The sequence below is a fragment of the Pseudomonas sp. NFPP24 genome, assembly GCF_900112095.1.
In the GTDB taxonomy this organism is placed as follows: Bacteria; Pseudomonadota; Gammaproteobacteria; order Pseudomonadales; family Pseudomonadaceae; genus Aquipseudomonas; species Aquipseudomonas extremorientalis.
The window spans coordinates 143,983-165,457 of sequence record NZ_FOKD01000011.1; the positions used below are offsets into that span (position 1 = coordinate 143,983).

Here is a 21,475-nt window from a genome sequence, read left to right on the forward strand (position 1 = left end):
CCCTGTTGTTGCGCTCAGCATAGGCGCCCAGCCCCATGGCTGGAAGTGCTGGTCGGTGGGTCGTGCAAGCGAGGCTAGCCGTGAGGCGTGTTGGGGGCATGTCGTGAATGTATCGGCTTTGAAATAATTCCCTGAAATGCCTGCCCGATAGCGCTTGGTCAGTATTTACCGATCATCGGATCCCGCAACGCCGCCGCTTGCGCTACAATCCGCGCCGATTTCGACTTGCCTGAGAGCCCATTCCAATGTCCGTCTGCCAGACTCCTATCATCGTCGCCCTGGATTACCCCACTCGTGACGCCGCACTGAAGCTGGCTGACCAGTTGGACCCGAAGCTGTGCCGGGTCAAGGTCGGCAAGGAATTGTTCACCAGTTGCGCGGCGGAAATCGTCGGTACGCTGCGTGACAAAGGTTTCGAAGTGTTCCTCGACCTGAAATTCCACGATATTCCGAACACCACCGCGATGGCGGTCAAGGCCGCCGCCGAAATGGGCGTGTGGATGGTCAACGTGCACTGCTCCGGCGGCCTGCGCATGATGAGTGCCTGCCGTGAGGTGCTGGAACAGCGCAGCGGGCCTAAACCGTTGTTGATCGGTGTGACCGTGCTCACCAGCATGGAGCGTGAAGACCTGGCCGGTATCGGCCTGGATATCGAGCCCCAGGAGCAGGTACTGCGCCTGGCTGCCCTGGCGCAAAAAGCCGGCCTGGATGGCCTGGTGTGTTCGGCGCTGGAAGCCCAGGCCCTGAAAACCGCGCACCCGTCGTTGCAACTGGTGACCCCGGGTATTCGTCCGGCGGGCAGTGCCCAGGATGACCAGCGCCGTATCCTGACCCCGCGCCAGGCGTTGGATGCAGGTTCCGATTACCTGGTGATCGGTCGCCCGATCAGCCAGGCGGCCGATCCGGCCAAGGCATTGGCGGCAGTCGTCGCCGAAATCGCCTGATTTTCGAATGTGGGAGCGGGCTTGCCCCTCCCACATTCAGATCTCCAACATTTAGATCTATGGGTGGTCAGCTGACCTTGAGCACCAACTTCCCGAAGTTCTCACCGTTGAACAGCTTCATCAGCGTTTCCGGGAACGTCTCCAGCCCCTCCACGATATCTTCCTTGCTCTTGAGCTTGCCCTGGGCCATCCAGCCGGCCATTTCCTGTCCGGCAGCGGCAAAGCCTACGGCGTGATCCATCACGACAAACCCTTCCATGCGCGCGCGATTGACCAGCAGTGACAAGTAGTTGGCCGGACCTTTCACGGCTTCCTTGTTGTTGTATTGGCTGATGGCGCCGCAGATCACTACGCGTGCCTTCAGCGCCAGGCGGCTGAGCACGGCGTCGAGGATATCGCCGCCGACGTTATCGAAATACACATCCACGCCCTTGGGGCACTCGCGCTTGAGTGCGGCAGGCACATCTTCGCTTTTGTAATCGATAGCAGCATCGAAGCCCAGTTCATCCACCAGGAACTTGCACTTGTCGGCGCCGCCGGCAATGCCCACCACACGGCAGCCTTTGAGCTTGGCGATCTGCCCGGCAATGCTGCCCACGGCACCGGCCGCGCCGGAGATCACCACGGTTTCGCCAGCCTTCGGCGCACCGGTGTCCAGCAGTGCGAAGTAGGCGGTCATGCCGGTCATGCCGAGTGCCGACAGGTAACGGGGCAGGGGCGCCAGTTTCGGATCGACCTTGTAGAAACCCCGCGGCTCGCCCAGAAAGTAATCCTGCACGCCCAGGGCGCCGTTGACGTAGTCCCCGACTGCGAATGCCGGGTTGTTCGAGGCAATCACTTTGCCTACGCCCAGGGCGCGCATTACTTCACCGATACCGACCGGCGGGATATAGGACTTGCCTTCATTCATCCAGCCGCGCATGGCGGGGTCGAGGGACAGGTATTCATTGCGCACCAGCACCTGGCCGTCCCGGGGCGTGCCCACCGGGACTTCCTGGTAGGTGAAGGTGTCCCGGGTGGCCGCGCCGACCGGGCGCTTGGCGAGCAGGAATTGGCGGTTGGTCTGGGCGGTCATGGCAGCGACTCTTCTGGAAATGAACCTGAAGTGATAGACCTTGAACGGGCTGGGAGCAAGGTTCACCGAGCGTGCGAATGCCGGTCGATAGGTGTTGCTGATAGTCAGGCGGCGGCTGTTATCACTACGATTCATGCAGTTTCAACCGGCCTTTTGATAGTGCTGACGCGTCTGGTGCGGCGTTGGCTAGACTCGACCCACGACTTTCCCTCACAGGACATCCCTCATGAGCATGACGTTTTCCGGCCAGGTCGCCCTGGTGACCGGTGCCGCCGCCGGTATCGGCCGCGCTACCGCACTGGCGTTCGCCGCCGAAGGGTTGAAGGTGGTGGTCGCTGACCTGGACGTTGCGGGCGGCGAAGGCACCGTCGCGCTGATCCGCCAGGCCGGCGGCGAAGCGCTGTTTGTGCGCTGCAACGTCACGCTGGAGGCGGATGTTCAGCAATTGATGGCCCAGACCCTCGCCGCCTATGGCCGCCTGGACTACGCCTTCAATAATGCCGGGATCGAGATCGAGAAGGGCAAGCTGGCGGATGGGACCCTGGACGAGTTTGACGCCATCATGGGCGTCAACGTCAAAGGCGTGTGGTTGTGCATGAAGCATCAATTGCCACTGCTGTTGGCCCAGGGCGGCGGGGCGATTGTCAACACCGCGTCGGTCGCGGGGTTGGGCGCCGCGCCGAAGATGAGCATTTATGCCGCGTCCAAACACGCGGTAATCGGCCTGACCAAGTCGGCGGCCATCGAGTATGCGAAGAAGAACATTCGCGTCAATGCGGTCTGCCCGGCCGTGATCGACACCGATATGTTCCGGCGTGCCTATGAAGCCGACCCGCGCAAGGCCGAATTCGCCGCTGCCATGCACCCGGTGGGGCGCATCGGCAAGGTCGAGGAAATCGCCAGCGCGGTGCTGTACCTGTGCAGCGACGGTGCGGCCTTTACCACCGGTCACGCCTTGGCAGTGGACGGTGGCGCGACGGCTATCTAGGACCTCAGGTCACCCTCTATTCGAAAAGGCCTGGGAGGGTGTGAGGTTTTTCCATAGCTGGCACGGTGCCTTGTCAGAATGTGTATCAGCAGGTAAATAACTCAATAAAATCAATAATTTAATAAAAGTTGGCGAGCGGCCGACATGGGCTTCTGTGCTTAACTGTCCCGGGTTGAATTACAGACAGTTGAAGTGAGTGGCGCATGGATTTAGGGATCGATCGACAAGCCCTTGTACCGGTGGTGCAGCAAATCATCAGCGCGGTGGCGCAATGGATTCGCACGAGTGGGGCGAGCCCTGGTACACGCTTGCCCTCCGTTCGCCAGGTGGCTCTCGATAACCTGCTCAGCCAGTCCAGTGTGATCGAGGCATTCGAGCGGTTGGTCGCCCAGGGCGTGCTGGTTTCGAAACAGGGGTCGGTTTTCTGCGTGGCCCAGCCACCGACGGTACACGAAAGCCAGTGGTATGAAGGTGCCGAGCGAGATTGGGGCGCCTTTGCCGATAACCCGTTGGGCGAGCTGAAACTGGGCTGCGGCTGGCTGCCTGATGCCTGGCGCGAAAGCGATGACATCAGCTACGCGATTCGCGAAGTCACCCGCTGCGACACGGCTGCGCTGTTCAACTACAGCACCCCGTTGGGGCTTCCGGCATTGCGTGAGCAATTGCTCAAGCGCCTGACACAGGTCCACATCCCCACCCACCTTGACGGCATCCTCACCACGGCGGGCGCCAGCCATGCACAGGACCTGCTGATACGCACCCTGCTCAAGGCCGGCGATTGCGTGATGGTTGAAACGCCGGGGTACGGCAACCTTTATCGGCAACTGGTCTTTCATGGTGTGCAACTGCTGCAGGTGCCACGCACCCGTGGCGGGCCGGACATCGCGACGCTTGAGGCCTTGCTGCAGCGTCATCGGCCCAAATGCCTGTTCATCCATAGCCTGTATCACAACCCCACCGGTTCCAGCCTGAGTCGCACCGTGGCGGAGCGTGTGTTGGAGCTGGCGCACCGCGAGAACTTTTTGATTATCGAAGAGGACGTGTTTGGCGATCTGCAACACGCCAGCTGCACGCGGCTCTCGGCGTTACCCCACGGTGACCGGGTGATCTACGTCGCAAGCTTTTCCAAGACCCTGAGCAGTGCCTTGCGCGTGGGTTATCTCAGTGCGAGCACGGCGATCATCGAGCAATTGGCCAGCCTCAAGACCCTGACCGGCTTCGGCACTTCGCGGTTTGCCGAGGCCGTAGTGGCGACGCTGCTGGCTAATGGCACTTATCGCAAGTGGGTGCAGCGCCTGCGCAAGCGGCTGAGCGCGCAAATGGCTGCGACCTTGCAGGTGCTGGAAGATGAGGAATGGGAGGTGTTCGCCAACCCTGCCGGCGGGATGTTCGTGTGGGCGCGGCCAGGGGTTGGGGATCGGTCGCGGTTGCAGGCGTATGCCCGGCGGCTGGGGGTTTTGTTGTCACCGGGGGCACTGTTCAGTCCAACGGATGAGCCCAGTGAGTGGCTGCGAATCAATGTGGCCTATGCTGATGATCAACGGGCACTGGCGTTATTCCGCGCCATGGGACCTGCAAGATCGACCTCGACCATTCTGAAAACGACGAGCGTGTAGCTTTTTGCCATTATTGTGGCGCCAATGACTTGTGTTCGGTGCCTTGTGGTTGCCAATCTCGCCTGTGTAAACCGGGCTTGATGGCATCTGCCATTGCAAGAGGATGCAAGTGCAATGATTTCGGCCGTGCAACGACGCTTCGCCAACCTCGGTATGGTAAAAAAACTGGGCTTGGGCTTCACCCTGGTATTGCTGTTGACCGCCCTGGTCGCGGCCATCGGCGTGTGGTCCCTGCAATCCGTTGGCCAGCGCTTCGAAGGCCTCAAGGCCATGTCGTCGCTCAACAGTGGCTTGCTCAAGGTGCGCCTGATCGAGCAGGACTACGCGTTGCATGCCGACCCCAAGGCCGTCGACGCCCTGCATGAAAGTGTCGATGGCTTGGCCGCGCTCGCGGCGAGCCTCAAGGCCCAGTCGGCGGCCAACGTGCCCGTCATGACGGATGTCGAACAGGCCCTGGCCGCCTACCGCAAGGCGTTCGATGAGTTTGTCGAATTGACCCAGACCAAGGACCTGGCGTTGGAAATGGCCAGTTGGTCAGTGTCCAGCGTGGCCAATAATCTCGATGTGCTGCAGGCCGGGCTGGCTGACGACGGTGCCTATGGCCTCAAGGAAAGCCAGGGCAAGGAGGGCGCCGAGTTTATCGAGCAGGCGGGGCAGGTCAGCCAGGTTTCACGGCTGATGTTGCAAGCCATGAACGAAGCCCACGTACGTCTGGACCAGAGCCGCAAGGTAGACGCCGATGACGCCGAGCAAGGCAAGATCGAGCAGGCCGACCAGGCGCTGGCCCAGGTTGAAACACTGAAAACCGCGGTCAAGGACCCCGGTTACCAGACGGTGTTGAATGAGGTCTCCGGGCATATTGCTTCGTTCAGTGAAAAACTCGGCGAGTACACCGGCCTGCTGGCCCAGGAGAAGGTGGTCTACAAGCAGTTGCATGATCGGGCCGAGCAAGTGGTCGGCCGGGTCAACCAGGCGTACGACACTGAAGACCTGTCGATGCAGGCACAGTTGAAGAAAAGCGCGATGCTGATCATCGGCTCTTCGGCCCTGGCGCTGTTGGTGGGGTTGATCGCGGCCTGGGTGATCACCCGCTTGATCGTCGCGCCGCTGCGCAGCGTGATTGCGGTTGCCCAGCAGATTGCGGCCGGCGATTTGAGCGGGCGCATGGAGGTCAGTCGCCGCGATGAGATCGGCCAACTGATGCAGGCGATGCAGCAGATGGGCAATGGCCTGAGCCATATGGTCAGCGGCCTGCAGGCCGGTATCGAGCAACTGGCCAGCTCGGCTCACTCATTGTCCAGCGTCACCGAACAAACCAATGTCGAAGTCAGTAGCCAGAAAGAAGAAACCGAGCAGGTCGCCACGGCGATGAACCAGATGACCGCTACCGTGCATGACGTGGCGCGCAACGCCGAAGAAGCCGCGCAAGCCGCACAGACAGCGGACGACAAAGTCGACAGCGGCCAGCGTGTGGTGCGCCAGAGTTTGCAGCGTATTGAATTGCTGGCCACCTCCAGCACCAGTGCCAGCGCCAGCATCGAGAGCCTGAGCGCCGAGATCCAGAACATCGGCACTGTGTTGAGTGTGATCAAAAGCGTGGCCGAACAGACCAACCTGCTGGCCCTCAACGCGGCTATCGAGGCCGCCCGTGCCGGCGAGCAGGGCCGTGGTTTCGCGGTGGTGGCGGATGAAGTGCGGGCGTTGGCCAAGCGTACCCAGCAATCGACCGAAGAAATCGAGCGGCTGGTCAGTACGTTGCGCAACGCGGCCCAGTCCTCGGTGCAGCAGATCCAGCAAAGCGGCGAACTGGTGAAGCTGGCGGTGAGCGATGCCTTGGAGACCGAGAGCGCCTTGGGCAGCATCGCGGTGGCGGTGTCGCTGATCCAGCAGATGAACCAGCAGATTGCCGCGGCGGCCGAGGAGCAAAGCTCGGTGGCCGAGGAGATCAACCGCAGTGTCACCAGTATCCGTGCCAGTGCCGATCAGTCGGCATTGAGCATGCAGGGCAACGCCGCATCGAGCATTCAGCTGGCGCAGCTGGGCGCGGAACTCAAGGGGATGGTCGGGCACTTCCGCCTGTGATCGCAGCGTTCATGCGGCGATCACAGGGGAGGGCGGTCAGGCGTTGTTGGCGAGGAAGGTCAGTAGGGCTTCGTTGACGAAGTCCGGGTTTTCCCTGGCGCTGATATGCCCGGCTTGCGGGATCAGGATCAGGCTGCAGCCGATCAGGCCGGCCATTTCCTCGGATTCGGCAGGTGGGCGCGGTTTGTCCTGTTCGCCGCACATCACCAGGGTGGTGTCGGCGTCCAGCTTGGGCAACTGTCCCAGCACATCTTCGCGACTGAAGATCAAGCGACCCAGGGGCACGATGCTCTGCAGCAGGCGCTCCTTGGAGTAGCCCTGCAATTGCTTGCGGAAATCCTGATACAGCGCGGATTCGCGGTCGATACCCGGGCGGAAGAAGATCGGCGCGACCACGTCCAGCAACGGCCCGGGGATAGCGCCGGCGTCTTCGATCATCTTGAACAGCGAGAAGTAATACTGGCGCGTGGCTTCGGGCTCGGCACCCAGGTAGGTGTCCATCAGCACCAGGCTGTTGATGCGCTCGGGAGCCAGCAGCGCCAGGCGTGCCCCCCACATGCCGCCGACCGAGAGGCCGACCAGGTTGATCTGTGGAATATCCAACTGGTCCAGCAGGGCCAGGGCCTGGCGCGCGAGGTCGTCGAGGGAGCGGGTTGTTGCGGGCAGCGGGCCGGATTCGCCATGGCCCCACAGCTCGGGCACGATCACCCGGTACTGTTGCGACAGGGCTTCGATCTGCGGCGCCCACATGTCGCGGTCCCACAGGTAGCTTGAGCCCAGCAGGACGACGGGGCCGGAACCCTGGTCGACGTAGTGCAGCGGTTGTCCATCAATGACGGCGACAGGCATAGCGGGCCTCTGACTTCATGGAGTGAGGGGCACTTTTTTACGCTAGTCGGGGGCGGGGGGATAGATGCAAAGTGATGGCATCTCGTGAAGCAGCGAGGTGGTTTGTACTGGCCTGGCTTTTATTGCTGTGGTGAGCGTGCTCACCACAGCAATAAAAGCCAGGCCAGTCTTCCAGCCGGCGAATCAGTCGTAGATGACTTTCTTCTTCCACTCGGCGTCGGCGTCGACCACTTTGAGGCCTTCGGTCAGTTCGTTGACTTCGTCTTCGGCCGGCTTACTGTTGGTCAGCACCGTGGAGTTGGCGCGTCCCAGTTGGGCCTCCAGGTGTTGCAGCTGTGCGCTGTAGATCACCGGCTCCGGCTGTTTGCGCAGGTACTGCACGCCACGCTCGAATGCCAGCCGCGCCTGGCCCGGCTGGCCTTGTTGCAGGGCGTGCTGGCCGAGGTTGTTGAAGAACTCGATATGCAGCAACACCAGGATATGGCGGATCTCGCGGATCCAGTGCTTGGCCTCGTTGGCCGGCAGGAAACCATCCTGGGCCGCACGGGTGACCTGGCCGTGCAGGGCTTCGAGCAGGAAACGCACATCCTTGGCCTTGGCTTCGGTCTGGATTGGCGCGGGCGGGTTGTTCACCGGGATCGATTCGCCCTGGGCGACCAGCGTATTCAGCTCGGCGATGCGGGCCTTGAGCGCCATGCTGCCTTTATTCAGGTTCAGCAGGCGCTGGTTGACGTTGAGTTCCAGGCGGGTCAGCAACAGCTTGAGCGCCGGGGTCATCAACTGGCCAGGGAAGGTCTCGGTGATTTCACCGCAACGGCGCAGGCGATCGTTAAGCTCGATCTCGGTGCGCTTCTTTTCCAGCTTGTTGTTTTCCACCACGTGGTTCATGTAGCCAATGGCGATCAGTATTGCGATCCCGGCTATTACCAGCAGGGTGATCATGAGTGGTGTCACCGGTGTGACCTCTTTATAGGGTTTACAGTGGAGTGTAGTGACTGGGCTATCCGGCGGATAGGACTGATCGACCAGTTGCCCGGGTAGTTTGCTTCTACAGGCATAGGCGCTCCCTGCATGGATGCACATTGCCATCATTTGCTGGAGCGAACTATAGCGTCTTGTCGGGCGCCAGAATATAGGCGTCAAAGCCCGGACGCGCACAATCCCCCCATGAGCCCGAAAAGCTGGGGGAAGTCATTGATTTTAATAAATTTATCCTTGGGGGTTGACGATCTTTCAATCCGTCCATAGAATGCGCGCCACTTAACGCGTAAAGCACACAGCAAAACGCGGTTAAGCAGTGAATGTTGTACGTGTGTCCCCTTCGTCTAGTGGCCTAGGACACCGCCCTTTCACGGCGGTAACAGGGGTTCGAGTCCCCTAGGGGACGCCATTTGCGGGAATAGCTCAGTTGGTAGAGCACGACCTTGCCAAGGTCGGGGTCGCGAGTTCGAGTCTCGTTTCCCGCTCCAATTTAAGCAGTGTGGCCCTCGGGCGGCACTGAGTGAAACCAGGGCATGATCTTCGGATCTAATCCCTGGACACTGAAATGCACACCATGTGTTTCAGTTGTGTGTCCCCTTCGTCTAGTGGCCTAGGACACCGCCCTTTCACGGCGGTAACAGGGGTTCGAGTCCCCTAGGGGACGCCATTTGCGGGAATAGCTCAGTTGGTAGAGCACGACCTTGCCAAGGTCGGGGTCGCGAGTTCGAGTCTCGTTTCCCGCTCCAAGTTTAAGCAGTGTGGCTCTCGGGCGGCACTGAGTGAAACCAGGGCATGATCTTCGGATCTAACCCCTGGACACTGAAATGCACACCATGTGTTTCAGTTGTGTGTCCCCTTCGTCTAGTGGCCTAGGACACCGCCCTTTCACGGCGGTAACAGGGGTTCGAGTCCCCTAGGGGACGCCATTTGCGGGAATAGCTCAGTTGGTAGAGCACGACCTTGCCAAGGTCGGGGTCGCGAGTTCGAGTCTCGTTTCCCGCTCCATATTCGACAAAAACGCCGATCAGCAATGATCGGCGTTTTTGTTTGCGCGTGATTTGTGCAGAGCCGCCGCAGGCCCGCTGCGGCTGCGTTCACTGCGCCGTCTGGGCCTCCTGCGCCGGCATGAAAAAACGCGCAAACAACTCGGACTGAGACTTGATGTTCAGTTTGTTGTAGAGGTTGCGACGGTGAACTTTGATGGTCTCTGCCGACAGGTTCAGCTTGCCGGCGATTTCTTTGTTGGAAAAACCGCTCAACAGCAACTTGAGCACATCTTTTTCGCGCGCAGTGATTTGTGTGCCCAGTTGCACGATGGCCTCTGACCAGGGTGGCGGTTCGTCCTGGCTTTTTTCCGCATCAGTCTCAAAGCACATGCGTTGATGCATCAACGCCATCACCCATGGCTTGATAATGTCCAGGGTCGCGATCTGCTGCGGGCTGTATCGCGCGTGGCTGCCAAATGAAATGCACAGCGTTCTGTCGGCGTCGAGTTGTACGTTGTACTGCACCTCATCCACGCTGATGTACTGGGCGAAATACTGGTGGTAATACTCGGTGGTCAGGAAGTGCTCCGGCGCAATGTCGGACAGATGAAAAAAGCCGCTCTGCGGGTTTTCGCGGTTGGCAATGTAGAACGGGTCGAGCAGGTACAGCCCTTTTACGTAGCGCTGGGTCAACGCGTCCACTTCGTCCGCATCGGCGACCTCAGTCACGCTGACCACGCGTACCTGGTGGTCGCTGAAGATCAGCACGACCCAGTTGTCGATCTGGACGTATTCCTTTAGCACGCGAACCAGTGAGCTCCAGAACGCCGGTCGGTTCAGTTGCATGATCAGCGTCCCGGCCGACCTGGGCGAGAATGCCCCGGTGGACAGCTGGGACCTGATCTTCAAGGAAGAGAACATCAGCAAGCTCAAGTCGTGTGGCGTGGCGATGCTCGATTCCCCGAGTGAAATCATTTCGATCGCCTTGCATTATCTCGGGCTGCCCAGCAACAGCCAGAACCCTGAGGATTACCAGAAAGCCCAGGGGCTGCTGCTGAAGATCCGCCCTTACGTCCTTTACTTTGATTCATCCAGGACGGATGCCGACTTTGCCGATGGCAACATCTGTGTGGTGGTGGGCTGGGCGAGCGGGGCGCTGACGGCACAGGCCATCAATGAAAAAAACAACACCGGGCGCAAGATTGCCTACAGCCTGCCGCGCGAGGGCGGGTTGGTGTGGTCGGAAAACTTCGTGCTGCTCAAGGATGCGCCGCATGCCAGGCAGGGTCTGGCGTTTATCAACTACATGCTTGAGCCGCAAGTGATTGCCAAGAGTTCCAACCACACGCTGTACCCCAACGCCAACAAGGACGCTACCGAGTTGGTCGAGCAGAAGCTGCGCGACAACCCCTGGATTTATCCGTCCAAAGAGACCATTGCCACACTGGTTCCCCTTGAACCGCTGCCCTTGAAGTTGGAGCGAATCCGCACGCGTGTGTGGACCAAAGTGAAGAGCGGCACGTGACCGGCTGAATGACCAGGCATGCCGGGCTGTTGCAGGCGTGCCGTTGAAGGAGATCAATCATGGGCCAAGCGGAATATCAGCGCGACGTGAAGTCGGACGATGACGAGGCGTACACGCAAATCGAAGAACAGATCGGCCACTGTACGCCCGAACAAGCCTGGGCCATGTATTACGTCTCGACGGGCATGGTGCGTGAGTACATTACACGGGCGGTGATGGAGCATATTGGCCGGGGCAACCGGGCGCTGCTGCTGGAGTTCCCGGAACTGGCCCGGGCCGAAGAGAAATCCCGCTTCCTGCTGCCGCTCTAACCGCATGCCGATCAGCGATGATCGGCATTTTTGTGTGCGCACAGGTTCACCGCTTTGGCCAGGCGCACCGTGGCCTCACGGATTTCCGCCTGATTGAGTGAGGCAAAGCCCAGGCGCAACGCATTTTCCGGCCGGTCCATCGGCGAAAACTGCCGACCACTGCGTACGACCAGCCCATGCTCCAATGCGGTGGCCACCATCTGATCGACGTTTATCCGATCTTCAAAACGCACCCACAGCGCCAGCCCGCCTTCGGGTTCGCGCACCATGATCCGATCACCGAATGCCGCATGCAGACAGCCCTGCAAGGTTTCGCGGCGGGCGCGGTATTCCTTGGATACCCGACGCAGGTGTTTCTTCAATTCACCCGCGTTGATCAGGTCCGCGAGCATCTTCTGCGCCACCGCGTCGGCATCGCCCAGCATCAACGCAGCGTTGCCGTGCAGGGCTTCAATGACGGGTGTGGGAGCCACCACATAGCTGCAGCGAAACGTCGAACCGAGCGCCTTGGACAGCGAGCCGACGTAGAGCACATGGCGCTGTGAACGGTCGCTGGCCAGCGGCAGGTAAGGTCGCCCGTTGAAGTGATATTCGTGATCGTAATCTTCTTCGATGATGCAGAAGTCATGCAGTGCCGCCAATGCCAGCAGCTGTTGCCGACGCGCTGCGTGCAGGCTCACGGTGGTGGGGAATTGGTGGTGCGGCGTGAGATAGATCATCCGCACCTTGTGCTCACGGCACAGACGATCGATCTGGTCCGTGCGGCAGCCTTCGTCGTCGACATCCACGGTGACCAACTGCGCGCCCAGCTTGCGGAAAATCTCCCAGGCCGGCGGGTAGCTCAGGCGTTCCACCAGCACTACGTCGCCAGGTTTGAGCAGCAGGCTGGCGCTCAGGTACAGCGACATCTGGGTGCCTTGGGTCAGGCAGATATTCTCGGCGCTGACCGTCAGCCCGCGGTTGTTGCGCAGCATTTCGGCCAGGGCGCAGCGCAACTCATAGCCGGTGCCCTCACTGCCATAGCGCACCGTATTGGAGGCGAAGCTGTTGCGCAGGGCATTGCGGTAGTGGCGGTGCAGCACGGCTTGGGGCAGCAGGCGGTGGTCACTGGTGCCGTTGTCGAAAAACAGTGCGCCACGCCGATGTTGCAGTGCCGTCGCCTGGGCGTTCTGGGTGAAGTACGGCGCGTTCGCCTGGGCCAGGACGGGCGGTGCGAAGGACGGTTGCGCGCGATTCGGCACTGGCTTGGGCGCCAATTGCACATTGACGAAGGTCCCGCGTCGCGGCTCGCTGACCAGCCAGCCTTTGGTCATGGCTTCTTCGTAGGCCAGGATCACGGTCTTGCGGTTGACGTCGAGCAATTGCGCCATTTCCCGCGTGCCCGGCAGCAAGGTGCCGGGCGGCAAGCGACCCTCGACGATTGCCGTCATCAGGCCTTCGGCGATCTTGCGGTAGGACGCCTGGCTGGCGCTCTCGTCCAGCTTGAGCAGCGGCCGCCATTTACGCATCTGGACCATCTGAAGTATCCAAAACTGGAGGTTTTAATGGGCCTAGTCTAGCGCAACAATCAAGCCTCACTCACCCCCGAGGTTGTTATGAATACACGTCATGTCATCGAACTGTCCCCCTCGGGGAAAACCTTTGAGGCCGGTGATGAGCTGTTGCTCGATGCGATGCTCGCCAGTGGCCTGTCCGTGCCGTTTTCCTGTCGGCGCGGTGCCTGTGGATCGTGCAAGGTGGTAGTCGCAGAAGGGCAGTACCGGGCCAGGCAGTTGGCGCCGAACGCCCCCGCGCCGTGCTATCCGTTGGCGGCGAATGAAATGTTGTTGTGCCAGAGCCACGCCTGCGGCGATATGCGCCTGGAAATCCCCGGCTGGGCCCTGGACACCCCCGCGCTGAGTGTCGAGGCGCAAGTGCTGAGCAAGTGCGCATTGAGCCCTGACATCATTGAGCTGGTGCTGATGCCGGACCTGCCATTGGCGGTGCGTGCCGGCCAGTACCTCAAGTTCCGTCTGGTCGACGGTGACTCGCGGTGTTTCTCGATCGCCAACCTGCCGGCCGAAGATGACGGGCGCCTGGTCTTTCAGATTCGCCAGGTGCGCGGCGGGCTGTTTTCCGAGGCTGTTCTGGGCGACCTGGAGGCCGGCGACGTGCTGCAACTGGAGGGGCCTTTTGGTGCCTGCACCTGGCAGGACGTGGATGACAGCCCTGTGGTCCTGTTCGCTACGGGCACCGGCTACGCCGGCATCAAACCGATCCTGCTGAGCGCCTTGAAGCGCAATGTCGAGGTGACGTTGTACTGGGGCGGCGCGCAGCCGGCAGACTTCTATGATCGCGTGTTCCTGGACCAGTCCGTCATCGATCACCCGCGTTTTCACTGGCACCCGGTGCTGGCTTCGCAGGGGCGCGTGCAGGACGTTGCGCTGAGCCATGGGCATCGTTGGCAAGTTGCCCAGGTGTACGCGTGCGGCAACGGCGCAATGATCCGCCAGGTCCGCGAGCAGTGCCTAGACGCGGGCTTGCCGGCTCACCGGTTTGTCGCCGAAGCCTTTGTGCCCAGTGGTGGCGCAGGCACGCAAGCGCCTACACCTGCGTTCGACCCGATCTGGGAAAAAGTCGGCCCCCGTTATTCGTTTGACGGCATGCTGGCGGCCCGTGACCAATCCATCCGCGCCCTGGCGGCCATTGCCAGCCGACTGCGGGTGGGCATGACCACCGGCGAAGCCCTCGACATGGCCGCCGAACAACTGCAGGCCATGGGCGCATCGCACACCTGGCACCCGACCTATATCCGCTTTGGCGCCGACACGGTCCGCCCACCCCGCGAAGGGATCGACCGCCAGCGCAGGCTGCGCGCCAGCGATATCGTCGTGGTTGATTTGGGCCCGGTGTGGGACGGCTATGAAGGCGACTACGGCGATACCTTTGTGTTCGGTGACGCGCCGCTGCACCTGGCGTGCACGACCGCGCTGCACGAGGTGTTCGACGAGACCCGCGACGCCTGGTTGCGAGGCCTCACCGGTCGAGAGCTGTATGATTTCGCCGAGCAGAGCGCCGTGGCAAAAGGCTGGAGGCTGGCGCGCAACCTTGCGGGGCATCGCCTGGCGGATTTCCCCCACGCGTTGTTCGAGAACAAGGAACTGGCGGATCTGGACATCCCACCGAGTGAAATGGCCTGGGTGCTGGAAATCCAGCTGTGCCATCCCACGGAACCGGTCGGTGGTTTTTTCGAGGATATGTTGAGGCTGCAAGCCTGAAGAGCCCGCCGTTGCGGCGGGCTCCTTTGCATCAGTGCTTTGGGCTCAGAGCTTCGGCAGCTGGCCGATACGGCCCATCATTTCGGTGACGATCTGCAGGTCGAGCAGGAACTGGTCGACGGTCTTGAACTCGCCGTCGGTGTGCCCGGTGTATTTGACTTCCGGGCGCGCCAGGCCGAATTGCACGCCGTTGGGCAGTTCATGCACGGAGGTTGCGCCGGCGGAGGTGCCGAACTTGTGCTCCATGCCGAGGTTTTCCGTGGCGACTGCCAGCAGTGCCTTGACCCATTCACCTTCCGGGTTGCGGTACATCGGCTCGGCCACCGAGTAGGCGAAGTCCACCTTGACCTTGGCTTTCTTGTCCCAGGCGCTCAGCTTGTCGGCGATCTCGGCCTTGAGTTTCTCCGGCGACTTGCCCTTCGGCACCCGCAGGTTTACCGCCAGCTTGAAGGCTTTTTCATCCAGGCCGACAAAAGTCAGCGAGGTAGTCAGTGGCCCCATGAACTCGTCGGAGAAGCCCACGCCCAACTTGCCACCCAGGTAGTCCAGGCCCCAGTTGTCGGAGGCATACCGCGCCGCGTCTGTGATGTGGTTGTGCTTGAGGGCGATCTTGCCGTCGACGCTGTGGATCAGCTCCAGCATGCGCGCCACCGGGTTGACCCCGGACTCCGGCTCGGAGGAGTGAGCGGACACGCCGGTGACGGTCAGCTTGACGTCTTTGCCGTCGACCTTGGCGGCCACTGCAAAATCGCCGCCGTTGCGCTTGGCGTATTCGCTGCCGGCCTTTTGCAGGCTGGCGGCCAACTCGGCAGGCTTGTCGCTGACGAAGGTCGCCACCGATGCCGACGGAATCTGGTTGGTGGCCATGCCGCCGGTCATCGCGATGATTTCCGCGCCTTTGCCTTCACCCTTGCGGCGCGGGAAGGTTGCCATCACCGTGCCGTAGCCTTTCTCGGCAATCACCACCGGGTAGCCGCCATCCAGCGCCAGGTTGTATTGCGGTGTCGGGTTCTTTTCGAAGTAGTAAGGGATCGCGTCGCCGGAGGTTTCTTCGGTGGTGTCGACCAGCAGCTTGAAATTGCGCGCCAGTGGCAGCTTTTCTTCCTTGATCACCTTCATGGCATACATCGCCACGACGATGCCGTTCTTGTCATCTTCGGTGCCACGGCCATACATGCGGTTGCCGATCAGGGTGACCTTGAACGGGTCGAGTTTGGTGCCATCTTTGAGCACCCAATTTTCCGGCGTCACCGGCACCACATCGGCGTGGGCGTGGATACCGACGACGTCGTCGCCACTGCCTTCCAGGGAAATTTCGTACACGCGGTTGTCGATGTTGCGGAAGTTCAGGTTAAAGGCCTTGGCCAGGTCCTGGAGCTTGCCGGCGATCTTGATGAATTCCGGGTTCTTGTACTGCGGCAGGCCATCCACGTTGAAGGTCGGGATTTCCACCAGCTCGCGCAGGGTTTCGAGGGCGGCTTTGCCGTACTTCACCCGGGTGTAGATGCCCAGCAGGCGATTGATTTCGTTCTGCTGGTCGGCGCTCAGGGTTTTGTTGTCGAGAAAGGCACTGATTGCCGGGCCGACGTCGCTGGTCTTGCCCAGGTCGCCTTTAGCCAGCGCGCCGAGGAAGCCGCGAAAATCGGTGACGGACGTTTCGTTGAAGTTCTTGAGAATCGCCGTGCTTTGCTCGGGCGTGATGTTGGCGAAGGCGGGGCAGGTAACAGCCGAAAGGCTCGCCGCAAACAGGGTGGCAGCCGCCAATTGCTTGAGTGGAAAGTGCATGGAGAGACGCATTCCTTTGCAGGTAGTGAGTAGGAGGTTTCTGATCGATCTGTCAGAAACATTTCCACACACTAACACTGTGAAGGCGTGAGATGGGAGGTGCGGATCAGTGAAATGTCCTACTTCAATAAGAAAACGCCGCGCGTTGATGAGCGGCATTTTGCGGGGTCAGCGAGGAGTCAGATACAAGGTTTGCTTGAATGTACCGTCGGGCATGGGTTCGGAAGTCATATGGCCAGTGAAGCCGGCATACTTGCCGGTACTGCCTAGGAGTGCGACGGTGGATAAGCCGGTTTCGTACTCCTGTCCGCCGACGACAAGGGTGCCCGTGATCTGCCCGGCAGTATCCACGAACATCAGTGTCCATTGGCATTGGCTGTGAACGCCAGGCTGCGTGGTGACGCAATAGCCATTGTTGTGTCCGATGTCCTGGCGATCCTGATCCATCAGGGGTTGAGCGAAGACAAACAGGTCGCCTTGGGAAGGCCCCGGTGCGCCAGTATCCACGGGCGTCTTGAGGCCCCGTGTACCGTCGGCAAAGGTCACCAGAGTGAGTGTTGGCGGGCTGTTGACGCAGGCGCTGAGTGGAATAAGCAGAAGCAATGTACACAAGGTGCGAAAGGGTGCGGTTTTCATGGCAATGCTCTCATGTCAGTGGGCTCCAGCCGCAGCACCGCTAAAGCTGCGTCCGGAGCCTGAGAAGGCTAGCTGCCAATCTCAAGAATTCAAATGTCCGCAGCTGATGGTGTATTACAAAGTACCCGGGTGCGCAGCCGCGTATTCAGCTGTCACATCCAATGCCTTGGCATAAGGCCCATCCCACAACTGCTCATGCAATTCCCCGACACGCCTGGCCATCGCTTCGCTGCGCATCACCACTTCCAGGTTGCGCGAATTATCCAGGTAGCCACCCAGCCAATTGCTGGTGCCGACCCACGCAACCTGGCCGTCGATCTCCATGGTCTTGCTGTGAATCACCCGCGCGTAAGGAATGAATCCCTGCCTGGCCTCGGGCAGGGTGACGATCTTGATCTGCACGTTGGGCAGCACCGCCAGGCTCTTGAGGTAGGGCAGTTCCAGCTTGTCGGTGTTCCAGTTGGACACCATCAGTTTGATCAACACCCCACGCGCCGCCGCCGCGCGCACGGCATTGTCGATCACCGCGTAGTACGGACGGGTCTTGTCCGGTCCGTAGGACAACGGTGCGTAGTCCAGCAGTTGCACGCGCACTTCCTGTTTGGCTTCACTCAACAAACGCGGCAGTTCCAGCTGCGAGTCGCCCACGCCGGGCGGGTTGTAGCGCTGCGGGCTGGCGACCAGGTAGTTGCCGGTGCGCGGTGGTTCTTTACCCGCGACGGGCAGTGGCACCGGCTGATTGTCGGCCAACGCATGCTGGGCTTTCCAGTCTTGTTCGAAGATGGCCTGCACCTGCCCCACGACCGTCGGATCAGTGATGCGCAGGCCGGTTTCGTGGATGTGCTCCAGCGAGCGCCAATCGAAATTCTGGCTGCCGACAAACGCCTGCTTGCCATCCACCACCAAGTACTTGGCGTGGATGATCCCGCCGCTTACACGGGCGTAGGGCAACACGCGAAAGGTCAGGTTGGGGATCGCGCGCAGGCGTTCCAGGGTGGAGGCCTCCGACAACTTGATGCCTTTTTCTTCGAGCAAAAAGCGAATCTTCACACCGCGTTTGCCGGCGGCTTCCAGGCGTTCGATCACACGGTCCATCACCGAGCCGGGGTGATCGGCGGCGTAGAACTGGCCGATATCGATGCGGCTTTTGGCGCCGTCGAACAGTTCGCTCCATACCGGGCCGGGCTGGCGCAGGTCGTCGGTGCCGAGGGCGGTGTCCACCGGTACGGTGTGTACCAGTTCAAACCCCGGAATCGAAAAGTCCGCCTGGGCCAGCGGACTGAGGAGTAAGCCGGCAAGGCCGGCGATACGCAATTTCAAGGAGACGGACATAACACTCTCTTCACTGATGTAGTGAGCGGGCTTGCCCCGCGTTGGGTGGCGCAGCCGCCCCAAACAGTCCACCGCGTTGTCCCAGAAAGACCGAGGTGCCTGGATATGGGGTGGCTGCGCCACCCAACGCGGGGCAAGCCCGCTCACCACAGGTTTATGCGGTGCGGCTGTGCAGCGGCGTCGGTACCCGATGCGGCACTTCACTCTGCACGCGGGCACCGGTGGCGGCGCGGATCAGCAGGATTTTCAGCTGGTCGTTGATACGCTCCAGGCGGTCCTGGAAGAAGTTGTGGAACACCACGCAGAACAGCGCAATGGCGATCCCCAACCCGGTGGCGAACAGGGCCGTACCGATGCCACCGGAGATCTGGCCCGGGTCCGACACGCCTGCCGTCGCCAACGCCTTGAAGGTGTCGATGATGCCGAGGATGGTACCCAGCAAACCCAACAGCGGCGCGGCGGTGGTGATGGTTTCGATGATCCACAGGCTGCGGGCCAGCGGCGCGCGGGTGGTCAGGTACTGGGTCTCGATGACATCATCCAGGTCCTTGCGCGAGCCGTTCGACGCCTTCTGTGCCAGCACCGGCAGCACCATGCTCAACGGCAGGCTGTCACGACGGGTCAGGCTCTCCGGCAGGTCGCGTTCGCTGTGCACGTTGGCGCCGAGCACTTCGGTGAGTGCATGGGCCTGGCGGCGTACATACGCGAAATAAATCCCGCGCTCGATGGTGATGAAGATCGAGATGGCCATCGCGGCATACATCACATAGAAGGTGATGTCGTGGAGCAGGTTCATGTCCATGTTCAGTTACCTCGCAATTAGAAATTGGCTTCCAGGGAAACCGTCACGGTGCGTTCCAGGCCCACGATGTAGGCCGGGTCGCCGTCACGGAAACCGCCGTAGGTGGCCGCGTTGGTCTTGGTGGTGTACACGCCGTCCAGGTACTTCTTGTCGAACAGGTTGTCGACGTTCAGGCGCAGGGTCGCGTCCTTGACCACTTTCTTGTCCACCGGCAGGTAGATACCGGCGCCGGCGTTGAATACGGTGCGCCCGGAGATGGCTTCGTCGTTGGTCAAATCGCCGTAGAGCTTGCTGGTGTACTTGCCGCCGAAGGTGCCGTAGAAGCGGCCGTCGTCGTAGCCGATGTTGGCGGCCAGCATGTTTTTCGGCACGTTGGCGAACTGCTTGCCGCTGGTGGGCAGTACGATCGCTTTGCCAGCGTTGTACACGGTCAAGTCGTCTTGCTGCTCGGCCTTGGTGTAGGTGTAGGAGGTGTAGTAGTTGAAGTGATTGGGCAACAGGCCGCTCCACTCCAGTTCCAGGCCGCTGTTGTTGACGGAGCCGGCGTTGATGTCGGCGAAGTCGCCGTTGATATCGCGCGACGACACCTGGCGATCCTTGAACTGCATGTAGAACAAGGTGGCGGCCACGGTCATGTCTTCATCGGTGTAGCGCCAGCCCAGTTCGTGGTTCCAACTGGTTTCCGGCTTGGCGTCGATGGAGCCTGCGCCCTTGTCGTACAGCACGTAGTTCTGCGGGATGCGCATGTTGCGTGACAGGCTGTAGAACACCTGGTCGCGTTCATCCACCTGGTATTTGAGGCCGGCGTTGGGCAGCAGTTTGTTGTAGGTCTGGTTACGTTTTTCTGCTTGCTCGGTGAGGCTGCCATGGTTGGTGCCGTCACGCTTGACGTTCATATAGGCCAGGCCGCCGATCAGGGTCCAGTCCGAGTTGATGTACCAAGTGTCCTGGGCCCAGACCTTTTGCGCTGGGGTGATGGTGAAGCGGTCGCGGCCCTGGATGGTGTTGCCATTGGCATCCACCACCGCCTCGTTGGAATCCGGCCAGGTGTCGACCGGCTTGCCACTGGCCTTGAGCGGAATGAACGGCTGGGTCTGGCTCTGGCGTGCGCGCTCGTACCAGTAGCCCACTTGCAGGCTGTGATCGCCCAGGTCCCAGTTAAGCTTGGTGGTGATGCCCGGACGCCAGGTCTGGGTGCGTGAAGGGCGATAGTACACGCCGCTGTTCGGGGTGCCGTCGGCGTTGTATTGAGCGCCGGTGGGCAGGTTGCCCAGGTCGAACACGCCGCCCTGGTTCGAGCCGCGGTTCAGGGCATAGCTGGACGAGCCGACGCCGCTGCCGTTACCCCAGTAGTAATACGGGATCACCGACAGCGCGAGGTTGTCGGCCAGTTTGAATTGGGTGTTGAGCACCGCGGTAAACGTCTGGAACGGGTTCTGCGCCAGGGCGTAGTAGCTGTTGTACTTGCCGTTGCTGCCCACGGTGGGGGTGGCGGGGTAAGGGTCGTATTTGCGGCCGTTCTGCTGGAACTGAGCCTTGGTCAGTTGGCTGTAACTGTTGTTGTCCTGCTCGTGGTATTTGAGGATCAGGTTGGCGGTGTTGCCATCGCCGGCGTCGAAGAAGCTGTTCCACTCGACTTTGTCCGCGCGCACGGCACCCGAACCGCGCCACATCTGGCCTTCGGTATGGGAGGCCGACAGCCAGTTGCTCAGGCCGTTGATCTCGCCGGTGTTGAGGCGGGCAAAGGTCTTGCGGGTGGCGTTGCTGCCCATGATCTGTTTGACGAACGCACCGGTTTCCTTGGTCGGGCGAATGGTCACGATACCGATGTTGCCGCCGCTGGAGCCGATGTGCGGGCCGTCGGCTTCCGAAGAGCCCTGGGTGACGAAGATCTGCTCGATGTTTTCCGGGTCGCCCAGCAGGTTGGAGTACAGCGCGTAGTTGCCGGAGTCGTTGATCGGCATGCCGTCCACCGACATCCCCACTTGGTCGGAGTTGAGGCCGCGCATGGTAAAGCGAAAGCCTGACAGACCGGTGTTGTCTTCGCTGGAAATGTTCAAGCCCGGGGTGTACTTGAGCTTGTCCACGGCGTTGCCGGTGGCGGTCTGTTTATCCAGCGCTTCCTTGGTCACGGTGGAACGGCCCTTGATGCTTTCTTCCTGCACCATGTAGCCGCCACCTGCCGTGGCCTTGCCCTGAACCCCAATAGTCCCGACGTCACTGTCACTGGTATCGGCCATGACCATTCCATGGCCCATGCTTGCGGCAACAAGTGCCAGATGAATCCGTGTGAACCTCATCTCTGT

16 protein-coding genes, 6 tRNA genes and 2 pseudogenes are annotated in these 21,475 nt (G+C 60.9%); 14 read left to right on the forward strand and 10 right to left on the reverse strand.

Annotated features, from left to right (window positions below; genetic code table 11):
• The first annotated feature begins 245 nt into the window (after window positions 1-245).
• Window positions 246-944: an orotidine-5'-phosphate decarboxylase gene (gene pyrF, locus BM026_RS22585; RefSeq protein ID WP_010211681.1), complete on the forward strand. Its 699-nt coding sequence runs from the start codon at window positions 246-248 to the stop codon at window positions 942-944.
• 67 nt (window positions 945-1,011) lie between these two features.
• On the opposite strand, the gene BM026_RS22590 is transcribed toward pyrF, so the two are convergent.
• Window positions 1,012-2,019, reverse strand: a complete 1,008-nt coding sequence (locus BM026_RS22590) for an NADP-dependent oxidoreductase (protein ID WP_093530126.1) — start codon at window positions 2,017-2,019, stop codon at window positions 1,012-1,014.
• 226 nt (window positions 2,020-2,245) lie between these two features.
• On the opposite strand from BM026_RS22590, the gene BM026_RS22595 reads away from it, so the two are divergent.
• The 4 genes and pseudogenes from BM026_RS22595 to BM026_RS29670 all read left to right on the forward strand — a co-directional run bounded on the left by BM026_RS22595 (window position 2,246) and on the right by BM026_RS29670 (window position 6,705).
• Window positions 2,246-3,007 carry an SDR family oxidoreductase gene (locus BM026_RS22595; protein ID WP_092247898.1) on the forward strand — a complete coding sequence of 254 codons (762 nt, stop codon included), beginning with the start codon at window positions 2,246-2,248 and terminating at the stop codon, window positions 3,005-3,007.
• 203 nt (window positions 3,008-3,210) lie between these two features.
• Window positions 3,211-4,623: an aminotransferase-like domain-containing protein gene (locus BM026_RS22600; RefSeq protein WP_092247901.1), complete on the forward strand. Its 1,413-nt coding sequence runs from the start codon at window positions 3,211-3,213 to the stop codon at window positions 4,621-4,623.
• Window positions 4,624-5,646: 1,023 nt separating this feature from the next.
• A pseudogene (locus BM026_RS29665) lies at window positions 5,647-5,844 on the forward strand (HAMP domain-containing protein); the annotation flags it as partial.
• 18 nt (window positions 5,845-5,862) lie between these two features.
• A complete protein-coding gene (locus BM026_RS29670) occupies window positions 5,863-6,705 on the forward strand; it encodes a methyl-accepting chemotaxis protein (protein ID WP_371322049.1) in 843 nt (280 codons plus the stop codon).
• Window positions 6,706-6,741: 36 nt separating this feature from the next.
• On the opposite strand, the gene BM026_RS22610 is transcribed toward BM026_RS29670, so the two are convergent.
• Both BM026_RS22610 and BM026_RS22615 read right to left on the reverse strand, forming a co-directional pair.
• Window positions 6,742-7,554, reverse strand: coding sequence for an alpha/beta fold hydrolase (locus BM026_RS22610; protein WP_093530130.1), 813 nt, complete (start codon window positions 7,552-7,554; stop codon window positions 6,742-6,744).
• Window positions 7,555-7,737: 183 nt separating this feature from the next.
• Window positions 7,738-8,508: a hypothetical protein gene (locus tag BM026_RS22615; RefSeq protein WP_092247910.1), complete on the reverse strand. Its 771-nt coding sequence runs from the start codon at window positions 8,506-8,508 to the stop codon at window positions 7,738-7,740.
• A 360-nt stretch (window positions 8,509-8,868) separates the two neighbouring features.
• Here BM026_RS22615 and BM026_RS22620 point away from each other — a divergent pair.
• The 6 genes from BM026_RS22620 (at window position 8,869) to BM026_RS22645 (ending at window position 9,540) form a co-directional block, all read left to right on the forward strand.
• A tRNA-Glu gene (locus BM026_RS22620) sits at window positions 8,869-8,944 on the forward strand.
• Between the two features lie 3 nt (window positions 8,945-8,947).
• Window positions 8,948-9,023 (forward strand) — tRNA-Gly (locus BM026_RS22625).
• A gap of 103 nt (window positions 9,024-9,126) precedes the next feature.
• Window positions 9,127-9,202, forward strand: a tRNA-Glu gene (locus BM026_RS22630).
• A gap of 3 nt (window positions 9,203-9,205) precedes the next feature.
• Window positions 9,206-9,281: transfer RNA gene (locus tag BM026_RS22635), tRNA-Gly, on the forward strand.
• 104 nt (window positions 9,282-9,385) lie between these two features.
• Window positions 9,386-9,461: transfer RNA gene (locus BM026_RS22640), tRNA-Glu, on the forward strand.
• Window positions 9,462-9,464: 3 nt separating this feature from the next.
• Window positions 9,465-9,540, forward strand: a tRNA-Gly gene (locus tag BM026_RS22645).
• Between the two features lie 89 nt (window positions 9,541-9,629).
• Here BM026_RS22645 and BM026_RS22650 read toward each other — a convergent pair.
• Complete coding sequence (locus tag BM026_RS22650; RefSeq protein WP_371914418.1) at window positions 9,630-10,367, reverse strand: response regulator transcription factor; 738 nt, start codon at window positions 10,365-10,367, stop codon at window positions 9,630-9,632.
• A 7-nt stretch (window positions 10,368-10,374) separates the two neighbouring features.
• On the opposite strand from BM026_RS22650, the pseudogene BM026_RS22655 reads away from it, so the two are divergent.
• Both BM026_RS22655 and BM026_RS22660 read left to right on the forward strand, forming a co-directional pair.
• Window positions 10,375-11,046 (forward strand): annotated as a pseudogene (locus BM026_RS22655) (extracellular solute-binding protein); the annotation flags it as partial.
• Between the two features lie 59 nt (window positions 11,047-11,105).
• Window positions 11,106-11,357: a hypothetical protein gene (locus BM026_RS22660; RefSeq protein ID WP_071492230.1), complete on the forward strand. Its 252-nt coding sequence runs from the start codon at window positions 11,106-11,108 to the stop codon at window positions 11,355-11,357.
• Between the two features lie 11 nt (window positions 11,358-11,368).
• On the opposite strand, the gene BM026_RS22665 is transcribed toward BM026_RS22660, so the two are convergent.
• Entirely contained in the window at window positions 11,369-12,874 is a 1,506-nt protein-coding gene (locus tag BM026_RS22665; RefSeq protein ID WP_093530132.1) for a MocR-like pyridoxine biosynthesis transcription factor PdxR, read from the reverse strand.
• Between the two features lie 78 nt (window positions 12,875-12,952).
• Here BM026_RS22665 and BM026_RS22670 point away from each other — a divergent pair, with 78 nt between their 5' ends.
• Window positions 12,953-14,614, forward strand: coding sequence for a M24 family metallopeptidase (locus BM026_RS22670; RefSeq protein WP_093530134.1), 1,662 nt, complete (start codon window positions 12,953-12,955; stop codon window positions 14,612-14,614).
• 45 nt (window positions 14,615-14,659) lie between these two features.
• Here the strand turns inward: BM026_RS22670 and BM026_RS22675 are convergent, their stop codons facing one another.
• The 5 genes from BM026_RS22675 to BM026_RS22695 form a co-directional block, all read right to left on the reverse strand.
• The gene (locus tag BM026_RS22675) at window positions 14,660-16,399 is read right to left on the reverse strand and encodes a dipeptidase (protein WP_093530136.1); all 1,740 of its coding nucleotides are present in this window, start codon (window positions 16,397-16,399) and stop codon (window positions 14,660-14,662) included.
• A 168-nt stretch (window positions 16,400-16,567) separates the two neighbouring features.
• Window positions 16,568-17,035: an allene oxide cyclase barrel-like domain-containing protein gene (locus BM026_RS22680; protein WP_092247936.1), complete on the reverse strand. Its 468-nt coding sequence runs from the start codon at window positions 17,033-17,035 to the stop codon at window positions 16,568-16,570.
• 114 nt (window positions 17,036-17,149) lie between these two features.
• Entirely contained in the window at window positions 17,150-18,367 is a 1,218-nt protein-coding gene (locus BM026_RS22685; RefSeq protein ID WP_093530138.1) for a phospholipase D-like domain-containing protein, read from the reverse strand.
• Between the two features lie 154 nt (window positions 18,368-18,521).
• Window positions 18,522-19,169, reverse strand: a complete 648-nt coding sequence (locus tag BM026_RS22690) for a MotA/TolQ/ExbB proton channel family protein (RefSeq protein WP_093530140.1) — start codon at window positions 19,167-19,169, stop codon at window positions 18,522-18,524.
• Window positions 19,170-19,186: 17 nt separating this feature from the next.
• Entirely contained in the window at window positions 19,187-21,469 is a 2,283-nt protein-coding gene (locus BM026_RS22695; protein WP_071492237.1) for a TonB-dependent receptor, read from the reverse strand.
• Window positions 21,470-21,475: the final 6 nt, after the last annotated feature.